Below are 26,578 nucleotides of genomic sequence, written 5' to 3'. Positions count from 1 at the left end.
CGTCCGAACGGCTGATTGCGCTCCATGCGAGTTCAAGGCGAAGCTATCCCGGCTTTTGCGGTGGTTTGCGCGCTATGGGGGGCTCGCGACCAACTTCGTGTTGTGTTGTAGGGGGAGTAGCAGTGCGCACCAGTCCTGTTCGGCATGTCCGCATGTCCTTTTTCCGACGCCTGTCCGCGTTGGTGGTCGGGCTCTCGTTGATCCAGGCGCCGATCGCGTTCGCAGCGGCGGGCAGTCCGCCGAACGCGCCGTCGGAACTCGGGATGGAGAGCGGGCTCATCCCGTGCGTCGTCGGCTCCGGCCGGCCCTTCGTCCACACCAGGACGCCTGAGCTCCGTGCTCTGCTGACCGACGAGGACGGCAGTTGGATGGACGCGGGATTCCGGGTGTTGCGCGGAACCGCCGAAAACCACACGTGGGACGGCAACGAGCAGCGCGTCACGTCCGTCCCGTCCGGTTCGGTCGCCAGCGTCACCGTGAGCCCCGGTGTCGTGGAGGACGGTCAGGTCTACACCTGGCATCTCTGGGCCGGTGACGACAGTGGCCGGACGTGGTCGCGGTTCTGTGAGTTCGAGGTCGACAGCGTGGCACCCGGCAAGCCTTCGGTGTCCTCTGTGGAGTATCCGGAGGCGACGCCCACGCTCGGTGTGGGAAGGCCCGGCACCTTCACGTTCCGCGCCAACGGAAACGCCGACGTCCAGCACTACCTGTACTCGTTCTCCGGTGACGGAGCGAATCCCTCGACCCGGGTCGACGCGAGCGGGCTCGGCGGTGAGGCTTCGGTGACCTGGGCGCCGACCAAGGAAGGTACGACCTTCCTGACGGTCCGTTCGGTCGATCGGGCTGGGAACCGGTCGCCGATCTACTGGTACGAGATCCGCGTTCTCTTTTCCTGATTTCACAGGTCTGGCCGGTCCCTGTCGTTCGGAACAGGGCCTGGCTCGTTCTCGGTGCGACGGTCACCCACCTTCCGGTGGCGACAGCGTCTCCGACGTCGGAACAGAAGACCATGAGGAAGGCTTTCTGGGAAGGTGTGATCGGGAGAACTGAGAGGTGTTCGATGGGATCGAAAGCTGCTCTGGTTGTCTTTGCAGGGGTGGACTCAAAGAAGGCTTTTCAGGGTACTCCTGAGATCGATCGTGCCAAGTCGAAAAAGCTCGCGGAAAGCGTTCTCGGTGCCGCAGTGAATGAAACGGGCCTTCTTGCGCTCGACCTGGCTGTTTGGCCTGACTCTGGGGTGGCGTGTGTGGCAAGCTTTCCCGGTTTTGAGGTTTTCTGTTGCCGTGGGCTCGCGCGTAACCGTCCCAGTGAGTTGACCGAACAGATATCTCGGTTGGCGGCAGGAAGGGACGCATATGGTGTGTTTATGCATAGCGCTCAAGACTGGGCTGCGTTCGCCGTCTGGTCTGGGGGAGATCTCGTCAGGTCATTGAGTGTGATTCCGGAAGCTGGAGTCATCGAGGACAGAGGGGAACGCCTTCCGTTCGAGTTGCCTTTCTGGAAGGGTGAACGACCGGTTCGGGGCGAAACGAACTATGCATTGCCCTTTCATCCAATTGATTTTGGCAACGAGGCGTTGCGGAAGTTCTTTTGCTTTATTCTCGAAGGATCCGAAGATGACTCTTGCATTGATCCTGAGAAAATTGAGATCCCGGCTTTCGTGACCGCCTCGTAGGTGTGCTCTCGAGAAATTTCCTTGCAGTCCTAACACGGGGTAGGACTGTGAGGGGGAGATCTAGGTGAAGTCCTACGGTCCCAACAAAGCCATCGAGATCACCGGCAACAAGGTCAGCGGGAGCCGGACGCGGTCCGGCATCGGGGCCGTCGAGCCCGCCAGCGATGTCGTGGTGTCCGGAAACATTGTGGCCGTGTTCCTTCTGCAACGGGGATGTGGCGTTTCGGGCCGGTGATGTCTCGCAGTGGTGTGGTGAGAGGGGGCTGACCTGGTGCCGCGCCGCTACCCGTGGGATGCGTCCTGGCGTTGGCCCAGGTGGTGGGATGACCGCATCGAGTGGCCGCGGGGCGAGGTTCGGCCCTGGTGGAAAGTTCTCCGGATCTCTTGATGATTGAGGCGGGTTGAAGATTTGAGTTCGAGGGATTTTCATGGTCGAGCTATTGACTTTGTTGGGATCAGTGACGTGTCTGCCGATGAGTATGTAGCCGAGTTTCGGGACGACCAGACTCTGGTCGGAGGTGCTTTCGCTGCAGTGGTTGTCAGGGGAGATGATCACTGGGACAATGCCAAGCTCGTAGTTGCACCCGAGCTGGACGAGGTGCCTCCAGAGCTATTGCTGTGGGCGCTCGGCGTCGCGAAAGAAATGATCCACGGATGCGCTCAGTAGATATCCGAGGTCGCTGACGGTTTGGGATACCTATCCTGCATCTGCTCGGTGACCTGGCTGGCACGTCGGAAAAGCTGGCGCAGAGCTGATCGCGCGAAAAAATTCGCAGCTCGTCTACGCTTACTGATTTGGCAGCTGCTGAGCGTGTCATGGGCGCGAAAGTAAGAGTATGTGCGATAGAGTGAATGAGTGCCCAGTGCGTTGAGCAAGCTTGTTCAGGTCGGCGGCTCTGCTCTCTCCCCGTCCCTCCCGTCGGTGGAGGGATGGGGAAAGTCTATTCCTTCGCAGTTGCTCAGCCTCCTGTCGTTGAAGAACGGCTTCTATGCCTTTGAGTCGGCGCTGCATGTGTTCCCTTCGCTGCCGTCGGGGATGCAGGTCGATGGTCGGTCGGCGGAAGAATGGAATACCCCCTCGCTGTGGAGGGAACGGTTCTCTGAGCTTGACCCGGGATACTTTTTCTTCGCCGAAGACGTCTTCGGCGACCAGTTTTTTATCAGCGAAGACGGGATTGGGGTGTTCCGGGCGGAGACGGGCGAGGTCGAGGAAGTCGCGTCCTCCCTTGAGAGCTGGGCCGAAGTCGTTCTGGCCGATTTTGACCTTTGGGCAGGGTACCCGATAGCTCATGAGTGGCAGAAGGTTAACGGAGAGCTGAAGGCGGGAATGAGGCTTACCCCCAAGATTCCCTTTGTGGTCGGTGGGGGATATGAGCTCTGTAATCTCTATGCTGCTGAAGCGTCGAAGATCATGCTTTTTCGGGCGGATTTCTCTGCGCAGATCAGGGACCTTCCCGATGGTGCAACTGTCAAGATTTCGGTCATCGAGTAACGGTATTTCGACGGTGAGAGTGGATTTTCGTGTATAGCACGACTTTCACTCTGAGAGCGTCGGCCGATCCGTGGCCGCTTGGAAGGCGTTCGTCGGTTGAGTGTGTGTCGCGGCTCGATGCTGGTTGGAAATAGATGAGGTGGTGATCCTTGTCGAAGTGGTGAAATTTCCTGGTCACCACCTTTGAAATGTTGGTTTCAGTTAGAAAGTCGGTCCTACTGCTTCGTGTGGATTCATGGTTCTTGATAGATGCCGGAGACGAGCTCCTATTTGCTCCCCATTCGCGTCCAAAATGGGAAGGTGCGGAAGAGACTGCGGTCACTATTGATGCCGCGGACCTGCGAAGGCGTTCCGGTGAGTTGGTCGATCGTCCTCGCTGATGAGTTGAGCATGCTTTCCCCTGTTTGCGACGAGGAGGCTGGTGCGGTGGAGTTGGGGGTAGCTTCGCGGCTTGTCAGGAGGTCGACGATTGGTCACCTCGGTGGTGCGCCAGTGGAACTGGTGGCCCTCAACGAGGCCTTGCCCGAGTGAACTCTCGGCTTGGATTTCGTCCTGCTGGGGTCCATGAAGCGGTCGCTAACGTGCTTGGTATCCCATAGGCCTGCAAGTGTTAAGTGGGTTGGTTGTGAAGTTTCGTGAACTTGGTTCTTCGTGCTCGATCACGACAGATGCTGGTTTCTGCGGCTTGTGGCAACCGGAGGCGTTCGCGCACATCACGGAGTTCGAGAACTGGGAGGATGAGGTTGCGGATGACAGCGCTCTGCGTAGCTTCGTCCAGTCCGGCCTGTTTGTACCGATCAATGTCGGCGGCGATGGAGCGTTCCAGGCTGACGTGCGTGAGGTCGAGGTTCCGGGGCAACTGACCGAGCGAGAGTCAGAGTATCGGCTTGTCTCGTCGGAACCCTACCTCTTCGTCTCACGTGGGGCTCTCGAGATTGGTGGCATCGAAGCTGTTGGTAGCTACTCCGGGGTCGACAAGTCCGAGATTCCGCTTTCCCCTGGGCGGTACTCGGTGGTGATTCACCTGATCGACTGGAATGCCGATCCGGGAAGTGTTAACAGTTCTGGAGAACCCACTTCAGCGGCGTTGCCGGATTTTGTTGTCGAAATTTTCGCAGAGCTTCAAAGGGATGGTTATCGCTCCAGCCTGGAAACGTTCGAGCAGTCTTGACTGGTAGAGGGATGCCCTGATTGCCGGAACGTTGTCAATCATGCCGACTTGGCGGCCTGGTAGCGCGCAAGATGGAGGTGGCAGTGAACGTGGTCGGGTGTGTCGAGGGCTATGTGGGGGCGTTGCGGACCGTGCTTCCATCGCTGTGCTCGGACTTTTCTGGCATCGGGCGCCCGGTGACCTCCTCGCCTTCCTCAGGACGGAGAAGCGGGTTCGCGAGTGGTTCGAGGGACAGTCAGGTGTTCGGTACCGGGGGCACGGCATCGGGGTTCTCTGTCTCACCTCCGCAGGCGAGGAGGTGGACTTCGATTTCGAGGTAGATGGAGCGATCGTTTTCGATGCCTGGCGCGTTGCGTGGTACTGCGAGAGTGTCAGCAGGGCCTGCGACGTGGGTAAGGACGAGATCGACCAGGCGATGCAGCAGCTCGTGTGGGTCAAGGTCCTCGTCGAAGCCAGGCCCGGGTGGTACGCGCTTGTCGGGGAATGATCGTCTCGTCTGAGCCTTGTCTCGTCGGTTCGGGAGCGAAACCTTTGACGCTCAGCCGAAAAGGAGTGCAGTTGGGGCGTGGGCACGTCGCGTGCCGCAACGACCTGCACGGGAGGAACCACAGTGGGTCACAACGACTGTGGACGGGGGACGTTTCTGGGTGCGCTCGCGGTCGGTGGGGCCGCGCTGACGGTCGGGGCGTCAGGGGCCTATGCGCTGCCGAAGTACATCAGCGGCAAGGTGATCCAGGCCGCGCTGAACAATGCTCGGGACGGCAAGGGGGCCAAGGACTCCGCCGGGCGGTTCAGCGCTAAGCCCGGCAAGGGGACCTATCTGCTCACCTAGCCGTTGATCATCCACGGCAACACGCATCTCGATGTCACCGGAATCCGCATCGTGGCGCGGTTTCCGGCGAGGGGTGTCAAGAAGACCATGGTGCTCAACGCGTTTCCGCCACCACCGGCGGGAACATCGCGATCACCGGTGGGTCGTAGGATCCCACGTGGGACTTCTTCCAGCGCGGGGTCGGCGAGCAGGCTCCCGCGATGAACGCGATCACGTTGATCCACACCAAGTCATCGGGCTGAACGCGATCCAGAACGGCACTGTGCGCACCTGCTCGCTGCTGGGGTGGATCAAGGACCCGAAACAAGGGCTGTGGCACGGCGAGGCGTTGCAGCTCGACCTGGCCACCGGGGCCACCACGTGGGCAGGCAAGGCGGATGGCACGACAACACCTGCGACAAGTCGGGCTCGCAGCTCGGGTTCGGTCAGTTCACCGGGTCGCGCAGCGCGAATGCCGGGGTGACGCACAGCAAGGTGCTCATGGAGGGCAACACCGTGCGCAACGTGCGGTGGGACGGCATCGGCACGTTCAACGCGCAGGACGTGCGCATTGTCGGCAACACGGTGGAGGACTGTGAGAGTGGGATCTACGTGAGGTCCTACAACCTCAACAAGGCCATCGAGATCACTGGCAACAAGGTCAGCGGTAGCCGGACGCGGCCCGGCATCGCGATCGGGGCCGTCGAGCCCGTCAGCGATGCCGTGGTCTCCCGAAACACCGTGACGCCGTGTTCCTTCGACTACAACGGGGATGTGACGATCCGGGCCGGTCATGCGCCGCAGCGGTGCGGCTAGGGGGCGAGTCGGTGGGCCGACGCGATGTGCGCGTTTTGTCACCTTGTTGCGCGAGAGAGCGCTCTCTTTTCGCATTAAGGCTACAAAACGCGAACGAGGGGGGTTGGCGTGGTGGACGCCGGGTGGATGGGGTGGTGCCACTACCCGCGGGATGTGTCCGTGAGTGGCCCAGGCGGCGGTCGACCCGGTGCCGTTGCCCCGTGGGATGCGCCCTGTGAGTGGCGGTGGGATGACCGCATCGGGGTGTAGGTCGTCCCTGGGGGACTTGTGGGACACGGCTCAGGCGGGCAGGGCGAGAGCGGTGCCGCCGGGTGACGAAACGGGGCCCGGCACGTGGTGTGCCGGGCCCCGTCCACAGTGGACTTACTTGCAGGCGCCCAGGTCCTGCCACACGCCCCACTGGCCGGTGGTGCCGGGCTCGTCGCCCTGCGTCCACCACTTCGCGCGCCACTCGCGGTCGCCGTGGGAGACGGCCGTTCCGCCGGTGTAGACCTTGACGCGGTCCCAGGCCGGGTTGTCGCACGCGCCCGGCTCGGGGTCCGTGGTCCCGGTGCGCCACGGCACCTGTGGGGACTTGTAGTAGTTGATCCCGGCCGCCGCCCACCTCGGGCCCTGTGCGCCGAGGCGCTGCTTGAACGCGTCCCAGTTCTGCGCCGACGCCGGGGACCAGCCGAGCTCCGCGATCGCGGGCAGCCGTGGGAACGCCATGAACTCGATGTCCGACAACGTCTTCAGCGTCTCCGACCACAGTGGAGCCTCGACGCCGAACACCGAGGACTCACCGACACCCTGGGCGTAGGTCGCCGGGTTCCAGTTGTAGGCGTCCTGGACCTCGATGTAGCCCGCCCAGCTCAGGCCGAGCGGCGTGTTGGCGTTGTACTTCATGTCCAGGTACGCCTTGTTGGCAGGGGACATCAGCACCTTGTTGCCGCGCGCCGCCGCCGCGGCCACCGCCGGGTTGCTGCTCTTGGTGTCCCAGAACTGGAGCACGGTCGAGGTCGGCAGGTCCGGCTTGGTCTTGGCCGCCTCGTGCCAGCCGATCGCGGTCTTGCCGTACTTCGTCACGATCGGCACGACCTTGGTCATGAACGTGTTGTAGTCGGCCTCGGAGGTCGCGTGCGCCTCGTCGCCGCCGAGGTGGAAGTACTTGCCCGGCGTGAGCGCGGAGATCTCCCGGACGACGTCGTCGACGAACTTGTAGGTGATGTCCTTGTTGATGCACAGGGAGCTGTAGCCCACCTCGATGTCCGTGCGCAGCGGCGGGGCGACGCCGTTGCAGTTCAGCTCCGCGTAGGAGGCCAGCGCCGAGTTGGTGTGGCCCGGCATGTCGAACTCCGGGATCACCGTCATGTGCCGGGAGGCGGCGTGGGCGATGATCTCCTTGTACTGCTCCTGGGTGTAGTAGCCGCCGGGGCCGCCGCCGACCTGGGTGCTGCCGCCGTACGTGGCGAGCTTCGGCCAGCTCTTGATCTCGATGCGCCAGCCCTGGTCGTCGGTCAGGTGCAGGTGCAGGTTGTTGATCTTGTAGGCGGCGAGCTCGTCGATGTAGCGCTTGACCGTCTGCACCGGGAAGAAGTGCCGTGCGACGTCCAGGTGCGCGCCGCGGTAGCCGAAGCGCGGGTGGTCCAGCACCGAGCCTCCGGGCACCGTCCACGGGCCTGGCTTCACAGTGGTGCTCTCCACCGCGGCGGGCAGCAGCTGGCGCAGCGTCTGCACGCCCGCGAACAGGCCCGCCGCCTTGGTGGCGCGGATGACCACCTTGTCGGCGGTCGTCTCCAGCTGGTAGCCCTGCTCGCCGACGGCCGGGTCGGCCCCGGTCAGCAGCAGCGAGATGCCGCCGGCGGGCGTCCCGGCCGAGGGAGACACCGGCAGCGGGAAGCCGGTGGGGCGGCGCAGCAGCTCGCCGAGGTAGCTGCCGACGCCCGCGGCCTCGGCCGAGCCCGGCTGGGTGTAGATCTTCGTGCCGGAGGTGACGGCGAACGTCACCGCGGCGTTCGGAGTCGCCTTGACCGGAGCCGGGACGACGTCGGCGAAGGAGGAGGCGGGCGCGTGTGCGCGTGCGGTGGGGCCGCTCGCGGCGAGCCCGGCGCCGGCGAGCACGACCGCGGCGAGAGCGCCGCCCAGCCGTGCGCCGATGCGTGGTGATCTCACGGTTTTCCTTCCCGGTGGAGTCAGGCACACACTGCACCGGGGCGGTGGACGAACGCGGCGGCGGCGCCCCAGCTGGGACCGGGCCCAGGCTTGAGGGGCAGGTCCGATCCATGGATATCCGGGGTTGTGACCGGTGTCAAGGTCTAGACCAGCGACGGCGGAAAGGGCGTCAGGGCCCCGGGATGTTCGGCGGCGGTGCCCCGGGCGGGCCGTAGTTGGGCGGCTGCGCGACAGGCGGCGGGGGAACGGGCATCGGGCCGCTGGGGCCTCCGTAGCCGTGCGGCGGGGCGCCGGGTACCGGGACGTTTCCGGGCGGTCCGAAGCCGAATGGCGGGGAGGCGGGTGGTCCGTAGTTCTGCTGCGGCGCAGGGGGCCCGTAGCCCTGCGGCGGCACGGTGTGGTTCTGCCCCGCGATGACCGTCTTGAGCTTGGCGATCCCGTACAGCGCGTACCCGACGGCGATGACCGCGACGAGGAACACCAGCACGGTGACCGCGAACCCGCTCTTCGTCGGGTTGAGGAAGCGGTAGAGGCTGCGGTAGACCTCGGCGGAGAGGAAGTACACGAGGTAGGCCAGCGGGAAGGCGATCCACGTCAGCGGGTGCCACCACTTGGTCCTCGCCTGGTTGCGGCCGACGAAGATCCAGTCGATGAGCACGACCAACGGCGTCCACAGGTGCTCGAAGGGCTGCGACTTCAGGCTGCCGCCCATGACGCCGAAGAAAGTCCCCATCACGAGCAGCAGGAGCACGGTCGTCGCACCGCGCAGCCACGGCGACTCCGGTTCGTGCCGTTGGCCCCTCGTGAACAGGGGGTAGAGCAGCAGTCCGATGTAGACGATGCCGGTGAACAGGCTGGCCTGTTGGCTCAGCCCCTCGAAGTTCCGCGTCCAGCCGGTCGCGTCGCTGAACCCGTAGAGGGCGAAGACGGCGATGAGCAGGCGCCACGCGCTGACTCCGGCGAGCACGCCCGGGTTGACCCGCTGGACCGGCGGCCCCTGGTGCCCCTGCCATGGTGCTTGGTACGGCCCGGACGGTTGCCACGGCGGCCCTGGGTGTGCCATGTCCTCTGCCCCCACGTTCGTCGACCCGTCTTCGTCGAGCTGGGGATGATAGCGGCGTTACCGTCGCCGAGGGTGTCGAACGGGGAAAACGCTCACCGCGGAGGACGGTCGGGGTGTCAAGGTCTGGACCAATCGTGTTCACACTCTTGACAGCCGCAATGGTCTAGTCCAGTTTCGTCTGCGACGCCGCCGTCCCAGAACCGCCCGGGCCCCTGCACGCGCCCGGACGGCCGAACTGGAGGTGGGGCATGACCCGCGCACGCCTGCGCACCGCGGCCTTGGCCGCGCTCGTCGTCTCGGCGACGTTGTCCACACTGCCCGCGCACGCCGCGGCCAACCTGCTGACCAACCCCGGCTTCGAGACCGGAAACCTGGCGGGCTGGTCCTGCACCGGCTCCGCCGGGACGGCGATCTCCCCGGCCCGCACGGGGAGCTACGCGCTCTCCGCGACCCCGGCCGGACAGGACCAGGCCCGCTGCACCCAGACCGTCCGCGTCCAGCCGAACTCCACCTACAAGCTCTCCGCGTGGGTCAAGGGAAGCTTCGTCTACCTCGGCGCGGGCGGAGCCGGGATGACCGAGACGAGCACTTGGGCGCCGGGCGGCTCGGACTGGACGCAGCTCTCGCTCAGCTTCACCACCGGCGCGACCACCACGAGCGTCGGCGTGTTCACCCACGGCTGGTACGGCCAGCCCGCCTACCAGGTCGACGACGTGGTGCTCGACGGCGCCCCCGGCAACGGCGGCGGCCAGGAGCTTCCCGCCGTCCCGAGTGGACTGTCCGCGACCGCCTCCTCGTCCAGCTCGATCTCCCTTGCCTGGAGCGCTGTTCCGGGCGCGGACGGCTACAGCGTGTACCGCGACGGGGCGAAGGTCGGCAACGCCACCGGGACCAGCTACACCGACACCGGGCTCCAGCCGTCCACCACGCACACCTACGCGGTCGCGGCGTACAACGGAGCCGGGGAGTCGGCGCGGTCGGCGACGATCTCCGCGACCACCGGGCGCGAGGGCGGCAACCCGAACCCCGCCCTGCCCAAGCACTTGTTGACCGGGTACTGGCAGAACTTCGTCAACGGCGCGGCACCGCTGCGCATCCGCGACGTCAACAACCACTACGACATCATCGCGATCGCCTTCGCCGACGCGGACACCACGAAGCCGGGCGGGGTGACGTTCAAGGTCGACTCCGGGCTGTCCTCGGCGCTCGGTGGCTACTCCGACGCCGACATGATCGCCGACATCGCCGCCAAGAAGGCGCAGGGCAAGAAGTTCGTCTTCTCCGTCGGCGGCGAGAAGGGCAACGTCGACCTCAGCAGCGCGGCGAACGTGGCGAACTTCGTCGAGTCCATGGACGCGCTGATCAAGAAGTTCGGCGTTGACGGCCTGGACATCGACCTCGAACACGGCATGCACGTCGACAACGTCGCCGCCGCATCGCGCCAGCTCCAGCAGCGCTTCGGCTCCGGCTTCGTGCTGACCATGGCGCCGCAGACCATCGACACTCAGCCGGGCGGCCGCTACCTCCAGCTGCTCTCGAAGATCAAGGACATCACCACCGTCGTGCACACCCAGTACTACAACTCCGGCTCGATGAACGGCTGCGACGGCAAGGTCTACTCGCAGGGCGGCGTCGACTTCATCACCGCCCAGGCGTGCATCCTGCTGGAGACCCTGCGCGCCGACCAGGTCGCGCTCGGCGTGCCGGCATCGCCCTCCGGCGCTGGCAGTGGCTACGTCGACCCGGGCGTGGTCAACAACGCACTGAGCTGCCTGGCGAAGGGCACGAACTGTGGCAGCTTCAAGCCGTCGAAGACCTACCCGGACCTGCGCGGGGCCATGACCTGGTCGATCAACTGGGACAAGTCCAGCGGAGACAGGTTCTCCAACACCGTCCGCCCGCACCTGGGTGGACTGGGCTGATCACAGCTCGATCCGCCTGGTGACACCGATCTCGGCGAGGAAGCGTTCATCGTGGCTGACCACGATGAACGCTCCTCTGTAGACGGTCAGTGCGCGCACCAGCTGCCGGGTGCTCACCAGGTCGAGGTTGTTCGTCGGCTCGTCCAGCAGGAACAGCTGCGGGGCGGGCGTCGCGCACAGCAGGCACGCGATGCTCGCCCGCAGCAGCTCCCCGCCGGACAACGTCCCCGCCGCGAGGTGGATGCGGTCGCCCTTGAACAGGAACTGCGCCAGCCGATGCCGTCGCTCGTTCGGCGACAGGTCCGGCGCGAAGGCGCTGAGGTTCTCCAGCACGCTCGCGTCGGGATCCAAGAGATCCAGCCGCTGCGGCAGGTAGCGCGCGGTGCTGTGCGCGGCGATGGCCCGCAGCAATGTGGTCTTGCCGGAACCGTTCGGGCCGCACAGCGCGATCCGTTCCGGTCCGCGAACGACCAGATCCTGGTACTCCAACACGATTCGGCCCTCGGGCACCTCGGTGTCCGGCAGCTCGATCGCGATCAGCTCCTCCTCCCGGACCGCGGTGGCGGCGACCGCGAAGCGCTCCGCCGCGTCCGCCAACCGCTGCTGGTGCATGCCGGTCGACTTCGCCGCGGCGACCTCGGCGAAGCGCTTGCGGTTTCCGGCGACGCCGCGCGGGAAGACCGCGTTGCCCTCGTTGCGGCGGGCGTTGTTGTTGCGCCGTTCGCTGCGCTCCTTGGCGGTCTGGAGCTCGCGCTTCTGCCGCTTCATGTCGAGCTCGGCGGTCCGCGCCGCCTGCATCGCCACCTCCTGCTGGTGCTCGACCGCTTCGGTGTAGTCGGTGAAGTTGCCTCCGTACCAACGGATTCCCGTCGCGGACAGCTCCGCGATGTTGTCCATGAGGTCGAGCAGCTCGCGGTCGTGACTGGCCACGACCAGACAGCCGGTCCAGCCTTCGACCACCTCGTAGAGCCGCCGCCTTGCGTCCCGGTCGAGGTTGTTCGTCGGCTCGTCCAGCAGCAGCGCCTCCGGTGCGGTGAGCACCTGCCCTGCCAGGCCGAGCGTGACGATCTCGCCGCCGGAGAGCCCGGTCAGCTCGCGGTCCAGCTCCAGCTCCGCCAACCCGAGCCGCGCGAGCACCACCCGCGCCCGCTCCTCGACGTCCCAGTCGGAACCGACGGCGGTGAAGTGCTCGGGACTGGCGTCGCCCTGCTCGATCGCGCGGAGCGCGCGCACGGCCTCGTCGATGCCGAGGAGCTCTGCGACGGTGCCGGATGTGCGCAGCGGTAGCGACTGGGAGAGGTAGCCGACCGAGCCGGGAACGCCGAGCGTTCCGGAACCGGGCAGGAGCTCGCCAGTGACCAGCCGCAGCAACGTGGTCTTGCCGGAGCCGTTGGGCGCGATCAGGCCGGTGCGGCCGTCACCGATGACGGCGTTGAGGCCGTCGAAGACCGGAGTGCCGTCCGGCCACGCGAAAGACAGGTTGGAAAGAGTGATGTGAGACATGAGGCCACCCGGATGAGAGAAGTCGCGAACGCGGGTTGGGGTGAACGCCTCAGAAGGTCACGCCGACACCATGTCACTGCCGGGTGGGGGCGCGCATCCGAATTACCGTGGCGCGGTGGAAGCAGACGACTTCGCCGCGGTGCTCGCCACGGTCCGCGACCTCGTTCGGAAGACAGTGCTGCCGCGCGAGGCGGAGATCGAGCGGGACGACGAGCTGCCCGCCGACATCCGGGCCACGGCCGCGCACATGGGGCTGTTCGGCTTCGCGCTGCCCGCGATTCACGGTGGGCTCGGGCTGACCATGGCCGAGGACGTCCAGCTCGCCATGGAGCTCGGCTACACGGTGCCCGCCCTGCGCTCGCTCGTCGGCACGAACAACGGCATCGCGGGCCAGGTGATCGTCTCCTACGGCACTGCGGAGCAACAGGCGCACTGGTTGCCCAGGCTGGCGTCGGGGCGGGCGATCGCGGCCTTCGCGCTGACCGAGGCCGAGGCGGGCTCCGACCCGAGCGGCATGACGGCGCGCGCGGTCCGCGACGGCTCCGAGTACGTGATCACCGGCGTGAAGCGCTTCATCACCAACGCGCCGATCGCGGACGTGTTCGTGGTCTTCGCGCGCACCGACCCGCGCGACAGGGGCATCTCGGCGTTCCTGGTGGAGGCGGGCGGACGCGGCGTCACGGTCGGAGCCCGCGACGCGAAGATGGGCCAGGCGGGCGCGTGGACGGCCGAGGTCTCCTTCGACGAGGCCCGGGTCCCGCTGACCGCCCTGGTCGGGGGTGAGGAGGGCCGGGGCTTCCACGCGGCGATGTCCTCGCTGGCCAGGGGCCGCCTGCACATCGCGGGGGCCTGTGTTGGCCTGGCGACGCGCGCGCTGGACGAGATGGTCTCCCACGCCTCCTCCGCCAAACAGGGCGGACGGGTGATCGGTGACTTCCAGCTGGTCCAAGCGCTGATCGCGGAGTCCCGCGCGGAGCTGTACGCGGGCCGCGCGATGGTCCTGGCCGCGGCAGCGGACTACGACGCGGGCACCGACCGCAAGCTCGGCCCGTCCTGCGCGAAGCTGTTCTGCAGCGAGATGGCCGGTCGCGTGGCCGACCGGTGCGTCCAGGTGCACGGCGGACTCGGCTACATGCGCGGAGTGGTGGCGGAGCGCCTGTACCGCGACGCCCGCCTCTACCGCATCTACGAGGGGACGAGCGAGATCCAGAAGCTCGTCATCGCTCGCCACCTCCTCCGCTGACGAGCCCGCCCGCGTGGCTCAGGGACGGGCGAGTACGGTGTCGGCGAGGCCGTAGTCGACCGCTTCCTGGGCGGTGAACCAGCGGTCGCGGTCGCTGTCGGCCAGGATGCGCTCCACCGACTGGCCCGTCTGCCGCGCGGTCAGCTCCGCCAGCTCCCGGCGGTGTGCCTTGTAGACCTCCGCGCGGATCAGGATGTCCGAGGCCGTTCCGCCGATACCGCCGTGCGGTTGGTGCATCAGCACCCGCGCTCGCGGCAGGACCGCGCGCTTGCCGGGGGCACCACTGGTGAGCAGGAACTGGCCCATCGAGGCGACCAGGCCGAAGCCGTAGGTCGCCACGTCCGGGGTGATCGACAGCATCGTGTCGTAGATCGCCATCCCGGCGGTGACCGAGCCGCCGGGGGAGTTGAGGTAGAGGCCGATGTCGGTCTCCGGGTCCTCCGCGTCCAGCAGCAGCAGCTGGGCGCAGACCCGGTTGGCCACCGCGTCGTCGATCTCCTCGCCGAGGAAGACGATCCGGTGGGCCAGCATCCGCTCCGCGACCCCGTCGGCGAACAGTGAGCTCATGGGCACTCCTCGAAAGCCTTGACGCCGTTGTGTGATCTTCACGGTAGGGGTGCGGGCGCGTTGATCAGGCCGTTTCCGCTGACAGGTGAACAGGCGGGGTGGTTCGGGGGCGCCGTCGGCCGGTGTTAGACTGATCGGGCTGCTGGCTCGACGGCACGGACGCGGAACAGTGCGGACGGCACGAGTGGAGGCAGTTCCCGGGGTGCCGACCGCCGCTACGGCAGGCTGGACTAGGCTCCCCCATTGACGTTGACACCAGTAGTAGTGAAGACAGTAAAAGGGGTTCGCGGAATGCCGCCCAAGAAGAAGCTGCGCGTGACGTTCGAGGCGACGCTCGAACTCGAGGCCGGCAACGCCGCTATGGTCGACCTCGGCAAGATGCTGGGTCCGACCGGTGTGAACACCCGTGGCGTCAAGCTGGAGTACGACGAGGCCACCGCCGCGCACCGTGGCGAGATCGTCCCCGTCGTGGTCACGGTCTACGAGGACCGCACCCACTCGCTGCGCTACAAGACGCCGCCGACCAGCTTCCTGATCCGTCAGGCGCTGGGTGCGCAGAAGGGCTCCGAGCAGCCCGGTCACAAGTCCGGCGGCACCCTGTCCGCCGACCAGGTCCGCGCGATCGCCGAGCGCAAGATGCCCGACCTGAACGCGACCAGCACCGCCGCCGCCGAGAAGATCGTCGCCGGTTGTGCCCGTTCCATGGGCGTCTCCGTCGCCGGCTGAGCGACAGCAGTACCAGACTGATCGGAAAGGCCCCGGCTCCGGCCGGGGCCTTTCCGTGTCCGAGCCCGGTGTCCGAGCCCGGTGTCCGAGCCCGGTGTCCGAGCCCGGTGGCTGGGCCCGGTGGCTGGGCCCGGTGGCTGGGCCCGGTGGCTGGGCCCGGTGGCTGGGCTCAGTAGGCCGCGGCCAGCGCCAGCACGTCCTTGGCCAGGTCCCGTGCCGGGTCCAGCGGCAGGAACTTGATCACCGGCGTGGTGGTCCCGGCCTCGACGTAGCGCCGCACGTGCTCGGCGCACTCCTCCGGGCCGCCGTGCACGACCAGCTCGTCGACCACGTGGTCGGGAACGGCCGCCAGCGCCGCCTTGCGGTCGCCGGCCGCCCACGCCGTCCACACCGGCCCCAGGACCTCGCCGCGACCCAGCCAACGCTGGAACTCCGCGTAGGCGGGCACCGTCAGGTAGCCGGTGACCAACCGCTTCGCCACCGAGCGCACCAGGGCCGTGTCCTCGGAGACGCACACGAAGATCCGCGTCACCAGCTGCTTGCCGGGGCCCACGACCGCCGCCGCCCGCCGCACGTCCTCGGCGGAGAGCCAGTTCAGCACCGCGCCGTCGCCCTCGGTCCCGGCCAGGCCCAGCATCCGCTCCCGCAGCGCGCCCACCACGATCGGCAGCGCGTGCGCCACCGGCCGCTCCAGCCGGAAGCCCTCGACCCGGAACGTCTCGTACTCCTGCTCGACCCGCTCACCGGCGAGCGCGGGCCGCAGGAACCGGAGCGTGTCGCGCACCCGGCTGAACGGCCGCTCGTAGGGCACCGCGTTCCACCGCCGCGCGATCGCCGGTGAGGACGCTCCGATGCCCAGGGTGAACCGGCCCGGGGCCGCCTCGGCCACCGCCGCCGCGCTCATCGCCAGCAGCGCGGGACCCCTGGTGAACACCGACGCGATCGCCGTGCCGAACCGCGCGTGCGGCAGCAGGGCCGCGGCGTGGGCCAGCGGGGTGAACGCGTCCAGCTCCGCGGTCTCGCTGCTCCAGAAGTCGGTGTAGCCGCCGTCGTGGAGCCCGCGCAGCAGGTCGGCGTGCTCGTGCAGTGACTGTCCCAACGGGACGGTGATGCCCAGTGCCACAGTGCCACCTCCACAGTGAGCGCCATTCGCGGGCTTATGGACCTGTTTCGCGCTCAGAAAGCGTCCATAAGCCCGCGAATGGCCGAAAGGGTCAGTGAAATTCGCGGGCCAGGATGGCGAGGACGAGCTCGTCGCACCACTCGCCCTTGACGTACTCGTTCTCCAGGAAGACGCCTTCGCGGCGCATGCCCAGCCGCTCCAGCAGGCTGGAGGACGGCGTGTTGCGGAGGTCGCACCGGCCTTCGATGCGGTGCAGGCCCAGCTCCTCGAACCCCAGCCGCAGCATCTCCCGCGCGGCCTCGGCGGCGAAGCCCTGGCCCTGGTGGTCGGGGTGGAAGACGAAGCCCAGCTCGCCGCGCTTGTTGGCCTCGCTGCGCCAGAACAGCACCACGTCGCCGATCAGCTCGCCGGTGTCCTTGCGCTGCACCGCCAGCACCATGGCGTCGTTCTCCCGCTCCAGGCTCGTCTGGGACAGCCTGGCCTCCAGCGATGTCCGCACCTCGTCCACGGTGCGCACGTCGAAGTACAGGTAGCGCACGACCTCGGGCCGGGACTGGATGTCGTGCAGCGCGTCGAGGTCGTCGGGGGTGAACGGGCGGAGCAGCAGGCGATCGGTCTCGATCGGCAAGGTTGGCCGCAGCATGTGCCGGACGCTAGTGGCACCACCGGGACCGTTCACCTGGTTTGCGCGAACCGGGACCAGGATCATGGCCCCATGAGCCGCCACGAAGCACACCGCATGCTCGACGTCGCGTTGGAGGAGGCCCGCGCCGGAGGCGCCGAGGGCGGGATACCGATCGGCGCCGCGCTCTTCGGCCCCGACGGGCAGCTGCTGGGCCGGGGCCGCAACAGGCGCGTGCAGGACGACGACGCCTCGACGCACGCCGAGACCTCCGCATTCCGCGCGGCGGGCAGGCAGCGCGGCTACCGCGGCACGACCATGGTGACCACGCTGTCCCCGTGCTGGTACTGCAGCGGGCTGGTCCGGCAGTTCGGGATCACCCGGCTGGTCGTCGGGGAGTGCCGGACCTTCCAGGGCCAGCACGAGTGGCTCGCCGCGAACGGGGTGGAGGTCGTGCTGCTCGACGACCCGCGCTGCGCGGCGCTGATGACGGAGTTCATCCACGCGAACCCCGAGCTGTGGCATGAGGACATCGGCGAGGACTGACCCGTTCGCCACGGGGGAGGGCGCGGTGGGGTAGGAAGGCACCTTCACCGAGCCGACGAGCCGATCTAGGAGGCTGTTGCCCGTGGACGAGCTGCACCCCCGCCCGAGGATGGTCCGGGAGCACTGGATCGACCTCTGTGGCCCGTGGCGGTTCGGATACGACGACGCGGACCAGGGCCTGACCGAGGGCTGGCAGCACAGCGAGTCCGCATTCGACCGGGACATCCTGGTGCCCTACCCGCCGGAGTCGGAGCGCTCCGGGGTGCACGACCCGTCGCCGCACCCGATCGTCTGGTACCGCAGGACCTTCTCCCGCGCCGAGCTGGCCGAGTACCTCGGCGGGCGGCTGCTGCTGCACCTGGGCGCGGTGGACTACCACGTGCGGGTCTGGGTGAACGGCATGCTGGTCGCCGAGCACGTCGGCGGGCACACCCCGATCACCGCCGACATCACCGACGCGCTGGACACCGACGCCGACGAGCAGGTGATCGTGGTCAGGGCGCAGGACGAGGCCGAGGACCCGACGCAGACCCGGGGCAAGCAGGACTGGCTGCCCGAGCCGCACGCGATCTGGTACCACCGCACGACCGGGATCTGGCAGCCGGTGTGGCTGGAGCCGGTCCCGGCCAGCCACCTCTCGGAGATCCAGTGGACGCCCGACCTCACCCAGGCGCGGGTGCGGCTGGAGGCGACCGTGGACGGCCCGCCCGCCACACCGCTGTACCTGCGGGTGCGGCTGTGGTCCGGCGCGCAGCTGCTGGCCGAGGAGACCCACCGGGTGCTCGACGCGGTCAGCGTGCGCGACATCGCCATCCCCGCCGCGCGGCACGGCCAGCACCTGCACGCGCTGATGTGGTCGCCGGAGTCGCCGAACCTCATCGACGCCGAGCTCACGCTGCTCGACGCCGACGGCGTGGTCGTCGACGAGGTGCACAGCTACTTCGGCTACCGCTCGGTGGACACCGCGGACGGGCGGTTCCTGCTCAACGGCCGCCCGTACTTCCTGCGGATGGTGCTGGAACAGGGGTACTGGCCGCAGTCGCACCTGGCCGCGCCGGACGGCGAGGCGCTGCGCCGCGAGGTCGAGCTGATCAAGGAGCTGGGCTTCAACGGCGCCAGGATCCACCAGAAGGTCGAGGACCCGCGCTTCCTGTACTGGTGCGACCGGCTGGGCCTGCTGGTGTGGGGCGAGATGGCCGACGCCTACCAGTTCTCCACCTCCACGGTGGAGCGGATGACCCGCGAGTGGCTGGAGGTGCTGCGCCGCGACCGCAGCCACCCGTGCGTGGTCGCGTGGGTGCCGCTCAACGAGAGCTGGGGCGTGCCGCAGATCGCCGAGCGGCCGGACCAGCGGCACTTCGCCACCGCGCTCTACCACCTGACCAAGTCGATCGACCCGACCCGGCCGGTGATCGCCAACGACGGCTGGGAGCACACGGTCAGCGACATCTGGGGCGTGCACGACTACGCGCCCTCCGGGGCCTCGCTGCGGGAGCGCTACTCCAGCCCGGAGGCGATCAAGCGGGCGCTCGGCGAGGGCAGGCCCGGCGGTCTGCGGGTGCTGCTCGACGACCGGCTCAACGAGGGGCAGCCGGTGATGCTGACCGAGTTCGGCGGGCTGAGCTACGTGCCCTCCGCCGGGGACAACTGGTTCGGTTACTCCACAGTGGACTCACCGGAGGCGCTGCTGGAGCGGCTGGGCGACCTGGTCGGCGCGCTGCTGGCCAGCGACCAGCTCGCCGGGTTCTGCTACACCCAGCTCACCGACACCGAGCAGGAGACCAACGGGCTGCTCACCGCGGCGCGGGAGCCGAAGGTCGACCCTGAGCTGATCCGGGAGCTGCTGACCAGGCCCGCCAAGGCGATCCCGACCGAGGAGGTCTCGGCGCACCGGGCCGAGGCGGAGCGGGCCGCGCGCGGCTGACCACCCGCCGGCCCGGGGACCCCAGCGGGACACGGGTCCCCGGGCCGGCGGTGGTCGCGAACCGCGATGCCACACGCAGTGCCACGACGCGTGTTCCGCACTGTGCTCCATTCGTGCGGCCACCACTCGTACGGATTTGCGCGACACGACTCTCCGGCGCATCCAATCCTTTTCCCCGCGACCTTGTTGTGTGTGCAACATGCAGGTCAAGGCGGGCGCTAGACCGATCAGATGACGTGATAGCGGTAATGCGGCGAAAGTCCGGCCCCGTGGTCGACACTGCATTTAGTGATTACTACAGTCGGCCGGTCGGCTTTCCACTGAATGGTAACGAAACAATGTCGCCGAAGAAGTTCGCGGTGGTGGCGGCGTCCGTGCTCGCGGCGCTGACCGTCATGGTGCTCGCGGTCGTCCTCGGTGTGCTCGACCCCGACACGACGCAGGTGGTGGACAAGTTCGGCCAGGTCCTCGCCTCGGCCGCCGCGCTGGTCGGGTTCCTGGTCACCGCGCGCGGGGCCGAGGGCAGCGACCGCAGGTGGCGGCTGTGGATGGCGGGGGCCATGGCCAGCCTCACCATCGGCCTGGTCACCTGGACCTGGGGCCTGGTGTTCATGGGCATCGGGCTGCCCGCATCCACCCTCGCCCCGATCGGCTTCATGATGACGCCGGTGCTCGCGCTGTTCGCCCTGCTCACCCTGGCGCGCGGGCAGCGACCGAACACCGTTCCCCGCCCGCGCGGACCGTGGCTGCGGGTGCTGGACGGGCTGATCGTGCTCGGCGCGGTCGTGGTGCTCACGCTGGTCACCGCGGGCGAGTCGGTGGTGCGGATCTGGACCTCCGACGTCGCGGGGCTGCTCACCACCGTGCTGCACCCCGCGCTCTACCTGGTGGTGATCGTGGTCGTGCTGCTGCTCGCGCGGCGGCACCGGGTCGCGTGGCAGATGCCGCTGCTGCTGATCGGGCTGGCCTCCGTCGCGCAGAGCACATCGGGGTGGATCTTCGCCTACCTCGTCGCCAACGGCGTGGACCGCATCCCGGTCTGGGCCGACATCGGGTTCATGGCCTGCCCGGTGTTCTACGCGCTGGCCCCGTGGGCGCCGACCGCACCGCGCCGCGAGCCCGGCCCCGACCCGCTGCGCACCGGCGACTACCTGCACCTGGCCGTGCCGTACCTGCCGTTGCTGATCACCGGGATGTTCGTCGGCGTCGGCACCGCGACCGGGGTCCGGCTCGGACCGGCCGAGGTCTACGTCGGGCTCGCCGTCGTCGCCATGGTGATCCTCCGCCAGCTGATCACGATGACCGACAACGTGGCTTTACTGGAGGAGATCCGGCAGAGCCAGAGACAGCTGCAGTACCAGGCCTTCCACGACTCGCTGACCGGGCTGGCCAACCGCGCGCTGTTCCAGGACTGCCTGGGGCGGGCGCTGCGCTCCTCGCGGCCGCTGATCCTGTTGTTCGTCGACGTCGACGACTTCAAGGCGGTCAACGACCGCTACGGGCACGCGGTCGGCGACGAGGTGCTGTGCGCGGTCGCCGGGCGGCTGCGCGCCGCGGTGCGGGCGGAGGACGTGGTCGCCCGGCTCGGCGGCGACGAGTTCGCGGTGTTGATCACCACCGGCGACGGCACCCCGGAGCAGGTCGGCGCGCGGGTGCTCGCGGTGCTGGAGGCGCCGTACGGCATCCGCGGCGAGAACCGCATGGTGCGCGCCAGCATCGGGCTGGTCTGCTTCGGCGCGATGGACCCCGCCCTCTCGCCGGACGACCTGCTCGGGCAGGCGGACGCGGCGATGTACGCGGCCAAGCGCAAGGGCAAGGGCACCCTGGTGGTGCACGGTTCCGACCCGGGGCCGCGGGAGCTCTCCGTCGAGCACTCGTGAGTGCCACACTCGTGCCGTGCGTGCCGGTCGACTGCTGTCGTTGCTGATGTTGTTGCAGACCCGTGGGCGGATGTCCGCCTCGGAGCTGGCCAAGGCGCTGGAGGTCTCGCCCCGCACCGTCTACCGGGACATCGAGTCCCTGTCCGCCGCGGGCGTGCCCGTCTACGCCGACCAGGGCCGCGCCGGGGGCTACCAGCTGCTCGACGGCTACCGGACGCGGCTGACCGGGCTGACCGGGGCGGAGGCCGAGGCGCTCGCGTTCACCGGGATGCCCGGTCCGGCGACGGATCTCGGCCTCGGGGCGGAGCTGACCGCGGCGGAGCTGAAGCTGATGGCCGCGCTGCCGCCGGAGCTGGCGAGCCGGGCGGGACGCATCCGCGAGCGGTTCCACCTGGACGCGCGGGTCTGGTTCCGGGAGGCCGAGGGCGTGCCGCGGCTCGCCGAGCTGGCCAACGCGGTGTGGGGCACTCGCGTCGTGCGCGTCCGCTACCGGCGCTGGGGCGACCCGCCCGAGGTCACCCGCACCCTGTTGCCGCTGGGCGTCGTGCTCAAGGGCGGGGTCTGGTACCTGGTCGCCCGCTCGGGGGAGAGGGACCTGACCTACCGCGTGTCCCGGGTGCTGGAGGTGACCGACCTCGGCGAGACCTTCGACCGGCCGGAGGAGTTCGACCTCGCCGGGTTCTGGAGTGAGTGGGCCGAGCGGTTCGAAGCCGAGCAGTACCGGATCCTCGCCCGCGTCCGGCTCTCGCCCGCCGGGATGGCGAAGGTGCCGTACGTGCTCGGGTTCCACGAGAAGCGCGTGGTCCGCGCCACGGCGGGGGAGCCGGACGCGGACGGCTGGGTGACCGCGGACCTGCCCATCGAGTCCCTGGAGATCGGCCACACGGAGGTGCTGAAGCTGGGCGCGGACGCGGAGGTGCTGGCCCCGGCGGAGCTGCGCGAGCGGCTGGCGGCCACCGCGCGCGAGATGCTCGGCATCTACGGGTGAGGGGCGGCCTCCGCGTGACCGGGGTGGCGAGCACGTCGCCGGGAATCCGTGTTCTTCGATTCGTGACTTCGTGCCTCGGAAACTCGGGAGGGCGTGTTCTGCCGGTCATGGTGTTTCCGGTTGACCGGGTGAGTTTGCTTTTCCAGGCAAAATTCCGATGCGCGATGCGAAAATCGACCGTGGTCGCTGCTCCGGAGTGACGGTATAACCCGTCATGATCACCTGGTTGTGTGTTTCGCCGGATTCCGCGTCGCTGGTAGATCAGGGGACAGCTCTTCTACCTGGAGGTTCCGCATGAGCTCGTCCCGCTTGGCAGCACTGGTCGTGGCGTCGCTGGTCCCGGTCCTGCTCACGGCCACGCCCGCGCTGGCCGGGGGTGCCGTGACGTCGCACTACGTGGCCATGGGCGACTCGTACGCCTCCGGCCAGGGCACCGGCCGCTACGACCGTGGCTCCGGGGACTGCGCGCGCGGCCCGAGGGCGTACCCCGCGCTCCTGGCCACGGCCACCGAGGCGGAGAGCTTCACGTCGGTCGCCTGTTCCGGCGCGACCACCGCCGACGTTCTCGGCAAGCAGATCGCCGCGCTCACGCCCGCCACCACGCTGGTCACCGTCTCCATCGGCGGCAACGACATCGGTGCCCCGGCCGCGATGCGCGAATGCACGATCGGTTCCGAGTCGGGGTGTGACCGCATTCTGGCGAATGCCAAGAACGTGATCGCGAGGTCGTTGTCCGGCAAGCTCGACACGACCTACTCGGCGATCAGGAAGGCCGCGCCCGCGGCGAAGGTCGTCGTCGTCGGTTATCCGCGGATCTTCGAACCGGGCAGCTACGCGTGCGACGTCCTCACCCGTCCCCGCCGAGCGGAGGTCGTCTCCATCACCGACTCCCTCGCCGCGGTGATCTCCGCCCGCGCGGCCGCGGCCGGGTTCTCGTTCCTGGACGGGCGCGCGGCCTTCGCCGGGCACGAGCTGTGCTCGCCCCGCCCGTGGATCAACGAGCCCGGCCTGCCCGCCGACGACTCCTACCACCCGAACAAGGCCGGTCACGCCAACGGCTACCTGCCCGCGCTCACCGCCTTGCTGGGCTGACCCTCCGGCCTGAGCGGTCAGCCGGTGATCCGCTGGGCCGCGAGCCTGCCGGAGATCACCACCGGCGGCACGCCGACACCCGGAGTCGTGCCGCACCCGGCCAGCACCGCGTTGGCCACGCCGCCGACCAGGTTGGCGGGCCGGAACGGGCCGGTCTGGGCGAAGGTGTGCGCCACGGCGAACGGGGTGCCCGCCGCGTGGCCCATCGCCGCCCAGTCGGCCGGGGTGACCAGGTGCTCGGCCTCGATGCCGGCGCCGAACCCGGTCAGCCCGCGCGCCTCCAGCACGGCGACCAGCTCGTCCCGGTAGCGCGGCCCGATCCTGGCCCAGTCCAGCGGCCCGGCCCGGAGGTTCGGGCAGGGCGCGAGCACGAAGTACAGCTGCCTGCCGTCCGGGGCGAGTCCGGGATCCGACGCGGTCGGCCGGGTGATCAGCAACGACGGGTCGGACATCGGCACCCCCGCGTCGATGATCTCCGTGAAGGTCCGGCCCCACTCCCGGCCGAAGGAGATCGTGTGGTGCGCCAGCCTCGGCCAGCTCCCCGTCGAGCCCGCGTGCAGCACCACCGCCGACGGTGAGTACCGCAACGCCACCGGCCGCCTCGACGTGTGGCCGAGCAGCCGGTAGGAGGTGTGCAGCTCCGGCGTCAGCACCACCGCGTCGCAGGCGATGCGCTCCCCGTCGGCGGTGTGCACCGCGGTGACCCGTTCACCGGTGCGCTCCAGGCGCGTCACGGTCGTGTCGTAGTGGAACTTCGCGCCCGCGCCGCTCGCGGCGGCGGCCAGCGCGTCCGGCACCGCCCGCATCCCGCCCTTGGGGAACCACACCCCGGCGACCGTGTCCATGTAGGCGATCACCCCGTAGGCGGCCAGCGCCCGCTCCGGGGCGACCCCCGCGTACAGGGCCTGGAAGGAGAAGATCCGGCGCAGCCGCTCGTCGCGCACGAACCGCCCGATCGCGGGACCGAGACGCCCGAACCCGCCCAGCGCGGCCAGCTTCGCCAACGCGGGCCCAGCCAGGTCCAGCGGGGAGTCGAAGTTCGCGCCGATGAACCGGTCGATCTCGGCCCGGTAGAGCCGCGTCAGCCACGCACGCAGCCGCGCGTACCCCGCGGCCTCCACCGGCCCCGCCACGCGCCTGACCTCGGCCTCCATCGCCTCCGCGTCGGTGTGCACGTCGATGGCGGAACCGTCGGCGAACTCGGCGCGGTACGCGGGGTGCAGCGGCACCAGCTCCACGTGCTCGCGCAGCGACGAGCCGACCGCCGACAGCGCCTCGTCCAGCAGCTCCGGCATGGTCAGCACGGTGGGCCCGGTGTCGAGCCGGTAGCCGCCCAGGTCCAGCCGCCCGGCCCGGCCGCCCGGAGTGCCGTCGCGCTCCAGCACGGTGACCCGGCGGCCCGCGCCGAGCAGGTGCAACGCGGCCGACAGCCCCGCCAACCCCGCGCCGACCACCACGACGTGGTCCGTCCGTCCGGGAACTGTGCGCATGGGTCGTCTCCTCCTGGGATACCTCAGGCTCAACCGGCATCGTAGGTCGGCGGCCGATAGCGTGACGCGCGAGCAGAGGAGGACGAGCATGGGCAGCCGCGAGCTCGACGCGGCCGGGATCACCGACCCCCGGCTCCGGAGGGCGTACCTGCGCTGCCGCGCGCTCAACGCCCGCTACGGCCGCACGTACTTCCTCGCGACCAGGCTGCTCGCCCCGCACCGGCGGCCCGCGGTGCACGCGCTGTACGGGTTCGCCCGCTGGGCGGACGAGGTCGTTGACAACCCGAACACGGTCAACCCGTCCACTCAGGACAGTGCGGCCGTGCTGGACTCGCTGTCGGCGGCCCTGACCCGCGCGCTGGAGGAGGGCTCCAGCGACCACCCGGTGCTGGCCGCCCTCGTCGACACCGTCGGCCGGTTCGACCTGGAGCACGGGCTGTTCACCGACTTCATGGCCTCGATGCGGATGGACCTCACGGTCACCGAGTACGCCACCTTCGCCGACCTCGACCACTACGTGCACGGCTCGGCGGAAGTGATCGGCCTCCAGGTGCTCCCGGTGCTGGGCACGGTCACCGCCCGCTCCGAGGCGGCGCCGCACGCGGCGCGGCTGGGCCTGGCGTTCCAGATCACCAACTTCCTGCGCGACGTGGACGAGGACCTCGACCGTGGCCGGATCTACCTTCCCCTCGCGGAGCTGGCAGCTTTCGGCGTCGACCGCGACCGGCTCGTGTGGTGCCGGTCGCGCGGATCGGCGGACCGGGCCGTCCGCGCCGCGCTGGCCCACCTCGTCGCGCTGAACTTCGCCGACTACCGCGCGGCGAAGCCGGGGATCGCCATGCTCGCTCCGGAGTCCCGCCCCTGCGTGCGCACGGCTTTTCGGCTCTACAGCGGCATTCTCGACGAGATCGTGGCAGCGGACTACGACGTGTTCGCCCGTCGCGCTGTTGTGCCCAAGGCCCGTAGGCTCGCCGTCGCCGTACCGGCGCTCGGTGCGGCCCTGATCGCGCGCAGTGCCTGGAGGTAGTCGGATGAGCCGTCCCGTCACCATCGTCACCGGCGGCGGCCGGGGTATCGGCGCGGCGGTGTGCGCCCGGCTGGCCACCGACGGCCACGACGTGGTGATCGGCTACCGCGCCGACGACGGGGCGGCGGCCTCGGTGGCGGAGAAGGTCTTCGCGCTCGGCGGCCGCGCGCTGACGATCGCGATGGACACCTCCGCCGAGGCCGACGTCGAGCGGCTCTTCGACGCCGCCGCGACCGAGCTGGGGCCGGTCACCGGGCTGGTGAACAACGCCGGAGTGACGGGGAAGCTCGGAACGCTCGCGGACACCAGCACCGAAGACCTGCGGCGGGTGCTCGACGTCAACGTGCTCGGGTACCTGCTCTGCGCCCGAAGGGCCGCGCGGGACATGGCCGGGCGTGGTGGCGCGATCGTCAACATCTCCTCGGCAGCGGCGACACTCGGCAGCCCCGGCGAGTACGTCCACTACGCCGCGAGCAAGGCCGCGACGGACGCGATGACCGTGGGACTGGCCAAGGAACTCGCGGCCGAGGGCATCCGCGTCAACGGCGTCGCGCCCGGCACGGTGCACACCGGGATCCACGCCGACATGGGCGATCCGGACCGCCCGAACCGCGTCGCGAGCCGCATCCCGCTCGGCCGTGCCGGGCAGCCGGAGGAGATCGCGGGCGCGGTGTCCTGGCTGCTCTCGCCGGACGCCTCCTACACGACCGGAACCACCATTCGAATCTCGGGCGGTCTCTGAAACG

25 protein-coding genes are annotated in these 26,578 nt (G+C 68.8%); 18 read left to right on the top strand and 7 right to left on the bottom strand.

Annotated features, from left to right (window positions below):
• The first annotated feature begins 152 nt into the window (after window positions 1-152).
• The 8 genes from ACFFQA_RS07485 (at window position 153) to ACFFQA_RS07450 (ending at window position 5,965) form a co-directional block, all read left to right on the top strand.
• Window positions 153-896 (top strand): hypothetical protein, encoded by a 744-nt coding sequence (locus ACFFQA_RS07485; RefSeq protein WP_377850933.1) that lies wholly within the window; start codon window positions 153-155, stop codon window positions 894-896.
• Window positions 897-1,060: 164 nt separating this feature from the next.
• Window positions 1,061-1,675, top strand: a complete 615-nt coding sequence (locus ACFFQA_RS07480) for a DUF6928 family protein (protein ID WP_377850932.1) — start codon at window positions 1,061-1,063, stop codon at window positions 1,673-1,675.
• Between the two features lie 64 nt (window positions 1,676-1,739).
• Complete coding sequence (locus ACFFQA_RS07475) at window positions 1,740-1,910, top strand: hypothetical protein (protein WP_377850931.1); 171 nt, start codon at window positions 1,740-1,742, stop codon at window positions 1,908-1,910.
• Window positions 1,911-2,531: 621 nt separating this feature from the next.
• Window positions 2,532-3,167 (top strand): SMI1/KNR4 family protein, encoded by a 636-nt coding sequence (locus ACFFQA_RS07470; RefSeq protein WP_377850930.1) that lies wholly within the window; start codon window positions 2,532-2,534, stop codon window positions 3,165-3,167.
• Window positions 3,168-3,792: 625 nt separating this feature from the next.
• Complete coding sequence (locus ACFFQA_RS07465; RefSeq protein ID WP_377850929.1) at window positions 3,793-4,338, top strand: hypothetical protein; 546 nt, start codon at window positions 3,793-3,795, stop codon at window positions 4,336-4,338.
• 145 nt (window positions 4,339-4,483) lie between these two features.
• The gene (locus ACFFQA_RS07460; RefSeq protein WP_377850928.1) at window positions 4,484-4,825 is read left to right on the top strand and encodes a DUF6896 domain-containing protein; all 342 of its coding nucleotides are present in this window, start codon (window positions 4,484-4,486) and stop codon (window positions 4,823-4,825) included.
• 123 nt (window positions 4,826-4,948) lie between these two features.
• Window positions 4,949-5,170 (top strand): hypothetical protein, encoded by a 222-nt coding sequence (locus ACFFQA_RS07455; protein ID WP_377850927.1) that lies wholly within the window; start codon window positions 4,949-4,951, stop codon window positions 5,168-5,170.
• Window positions 5,171-5,530: 360 nt separating this feature from the next.
• Entirely contained in the window at window positions 5,531-5,965 is a 435-nt protein-coding gene (locus ACFFQA_RS07450; protein ID WP_377850926.1) for a right-handed parallel beta-helix repeat-containing protein, read from the top strand.
• Window positions 5,966-6,328: 363 nt separating this feature from the next.
• On the opposite strand, the gene ACFFQA_RS07445 is transcribed toward ACFFQA_RS07450, so the two are convergent.
• Window positions 6,329-8,116, bottom strand: coding sequence for a beta-N-acetylhexosaminidase (locus ACFFQA_RS07445; RefSeq protein WP_377850925.1), 1,788 nt, complete (start codon window positions 8,114-8,116; stop codon window positions 6,329-6,331).
• A 169-nt stretch (window positions 8,117-8,285) separates the two neighbouring features.
• Window positions 8,286-9,179 (bottom strand): hypothetical protein, encoded by an 894-nt coding sequence (locus ACFFQA_RS07440; protein WP_377850924.1) that lies wholly within the window; start codon window positions 9,177-9,179, stop codon window positions 8,286-8,288.
• 248 nt (window positions 9,180-9,427) lie between these two features.
• Between ACFFQA_RS07440 and ACFFQA_RS07435 the strand changes: the two genes are divergently transcribed.
• Window positions 9,428-11,101, top strand: coding sequence for a chitinase (locus tag ACFFQA_RS07435; RefSeq protein WP_377850923.1), 1,674 nt, complete (start codon window positions 9,428-9,430; stop codon window positions 11,099-11,101).
• On the opposite strand, the gene ACFFQA_RS07430 is transcribed toward ACFFQA_RS07435, so the two are convergent.
• Window positions 11,102-12,604, bottom strand: coding sequence for an ABC-F family ATP-binding cassette domain-containing protein (locus ACFFQA_RS07430; protein ID WP_377850922.1), 1,503 nt, complete (start codon window positions 12,602-12,604; stop codon window positions 11,102-11,104). It lies immediately after the preceding gene.
• A 115-nt stretch (window positions 12,605-12,719) separates the two neighbouring features.
• Here ACFFQA_RS07430 and ACFFQA_RS07425 point away from each other — a divergent pair, with 115 nt between their 5' ends.
• Window positions 12,720-13,847, top strand: coding sequence for an acyl-CoA dehydrogenase family protein (locus tag ACFFQA_RS07425; protein ID WP_377850921.1), 1,128 nt, complete (start codon window positions 12,720-12,722; stop codon window positions 13,845-13,847).
• An 18-nt stretch (window positions 13,848-13,865) separates the two neighbouring features.
• Here ACFFQA_RS07425 and ACFFQA_RS07420 read toward each other — a convergent pair whose 3' ends face one another.
• A complete protein-coding gene (locus ACFFQA_RS07420) occupies window positions 13,866-14,414 on the bottom strand; it encodes a ClpP family protease (RefSeq protein ID WP_377850920.1) in 549 nt (182 codons plus the stop codon).
• Between the two features lie 291 nt (window positions 14,415-14,705).
• On the opposite strand from ACFFQA_RS07420, the gene ACFFQA_RS07415 reads away from it, so the two are divergent.
• The gene (locus tag ACFFQA_RS07415) at window positions 14,706-15,140 is read left to right on the top strand and encodes an uL11 family ribosomal protein (protein WP_377850919.1); all 435 of its coding nucleotides are present in this window, start codon (window positions 14,706-14,708) and stop codon (window positions 15,138-15,140) included.
• A 169-nt stretch (window positions 15,141-15,309) separates the two neighbouring features.
• Here the strand turns inward: ACFFQA_RS07415 and ACFFQA_RS07410 are convergent, their stop codons facing one another.
• Window positions 15,310-16,263, bottom strand: coding sequence for an LLM class F420-dependent oxidoreductase (locus tag ACFFQA_RS07410; protein ID WP_377850918.1), 954 nt, complete (start codon window positions 16,261-16,263; stop codon window positions 15,310-15,312).
• A gap of 91 nt (window positions 16,264-16,354) precedes the next feature.
• On the bottom strand, window positions 16,355-16,906 hold the full coding sequence (locus ACFFQA_RS07405; RefSeq protein WP_377850917.1) for a GNAT family N-acetyltransferase: 552 nt from the start codon (window positions 16,904-16,906) through the stop codon (window positions 16,355-16,357).
• 72 nt (window positions 16,907-16,978) lie between these two features.
• Here ACFFQA_RS07405 and ACFFQA_RS07400 point away from each other — a divergent pair, with 72 nt between their 5' ends.
• The 5 genes from ACFFQA_RS07400 (at window position 16,979) to ACFFQA_RS07380 (ending at window position 23,315) form a co-directional block, all read left to right on the top strand.
• Complete coding sequence (locus ACFFQA_RS07400; protein ID WP_377850916.1) at window positions 16,979-17,431, top strand: nucleoside deaminase; 453 nt, start codon at window positions 16,979-16,981, stop codon at window positions 17,429-17,431.
• A gap of 82 nt (window positions 17,432-17,513) precedes the next feature.
• Entirely contained in the window at window positions 17,514-19,355 is a 1,842-nt protein-coding gene (locus ACFFQA_RS07395) for a glycoside hydrolase family 2 protein (RefSeq protein ID WP_377850915.1), read from the top strand.
• A 338-nt stretch (window positions 19,356-19,693) separates the two neighbouring features.
• Window positions 19,694-21,235, top strand: a complete 1,542-nt coding sequence (locus ACFFQA_RS07390; protein WP_377850914.1) for a diguanylate cyclase domain-containing protein — start codon at window positions 19,694-19,696, stop codon at window positions 21,233-21,235.
• Between the two features lie 16 nt (window positions 21,236-21,251).
• Window positions 21,252-22,223, top strand: a complete 972-nt coding sequence (locus ACFFQA_RS07385) for a helix-turn-helix transcriptional regulator (protein ID WP_377850913.1) — start codon at window positions 21,252-21,254, stop codon at window positions 22,221-22,223.
• A 294-nt stretch (window positions 22,224-22,517) separates the two neighbouring features.
• Window positions 22,518-23,315: an SGNH/GDSL hydrolase family protein gene (locus ACFFQA_RS07380; protein ID WP_377850912.1), complete on the top strand. Its 798-nt coding sequence runs from the start codon at window positions 22,518-22,520 to the stop codon at window positions 23,313-23,315.
• A 17-nt stretch (window positions 23,316-23,332) separates the two neighbouring features.
• On the opposite strand, the gene crtI is transcribed toward ACFFQA_RS07380, so the two are convergent.
• Window positions 23,333-24,805, bottom strand: coding sequence for a phytoene desaturase family protein (gene crtI / locus ACFFQA_RS07375; RefSeq protein WP_377850911.1), 1,473 nt, complete (start codon window positions 24,803-24,805; stop codon window positions 23,333-23,335).
• An 88-nt stretch (window positions 24,806-24,893) separates the two neighbouring features.
• Between crtI and ACFFQA_RS07370 the strand changes: the two genes are divergently transcribed.
• Window positions 24,894-25,832 carry a phytoene/squalene synthase family protein gene (locus tag ACFFQA_RS07370; RefSeq protein ID WP_377850910.1) on the top strand — a complete coding sequence of 313 codons (939 nt, stop codon included), beginning with the start codon at window positions 24,894-24,896 and terminating at the stop codon, window positions 25,830-25,832.
• A gap of 4 nt (window positions 25,833-25,836) precedes the next feature.
• Window positions 25,837-26,574, top strand: coding sequence for an SDR family oxidoreductase (locus ACFFQA_RS07365; protein WP_377850909.1), 738 nt, complete (start codon window positions 25,837-25,839; stop codon window positions 26,572-26,574).
• The last annotated feature ends 4 nt before the right edge of the window (window positions 26,575-26,578 follow it).

Origin of the sequence: Allokutzneria oryzae (genome assembly GCF_042429765.1) — a bacterium.
GTDB classification, from domain to species: Bacteria; Actinomycetota; Actinomycetes; order Mycobacteriales; family Pseudonocardiaceae; genus Allokutzneria; species Allokutzneria oryzae.
This window is presented reverse-complemented; position numbering and strand designations above follow the sequence as displayed.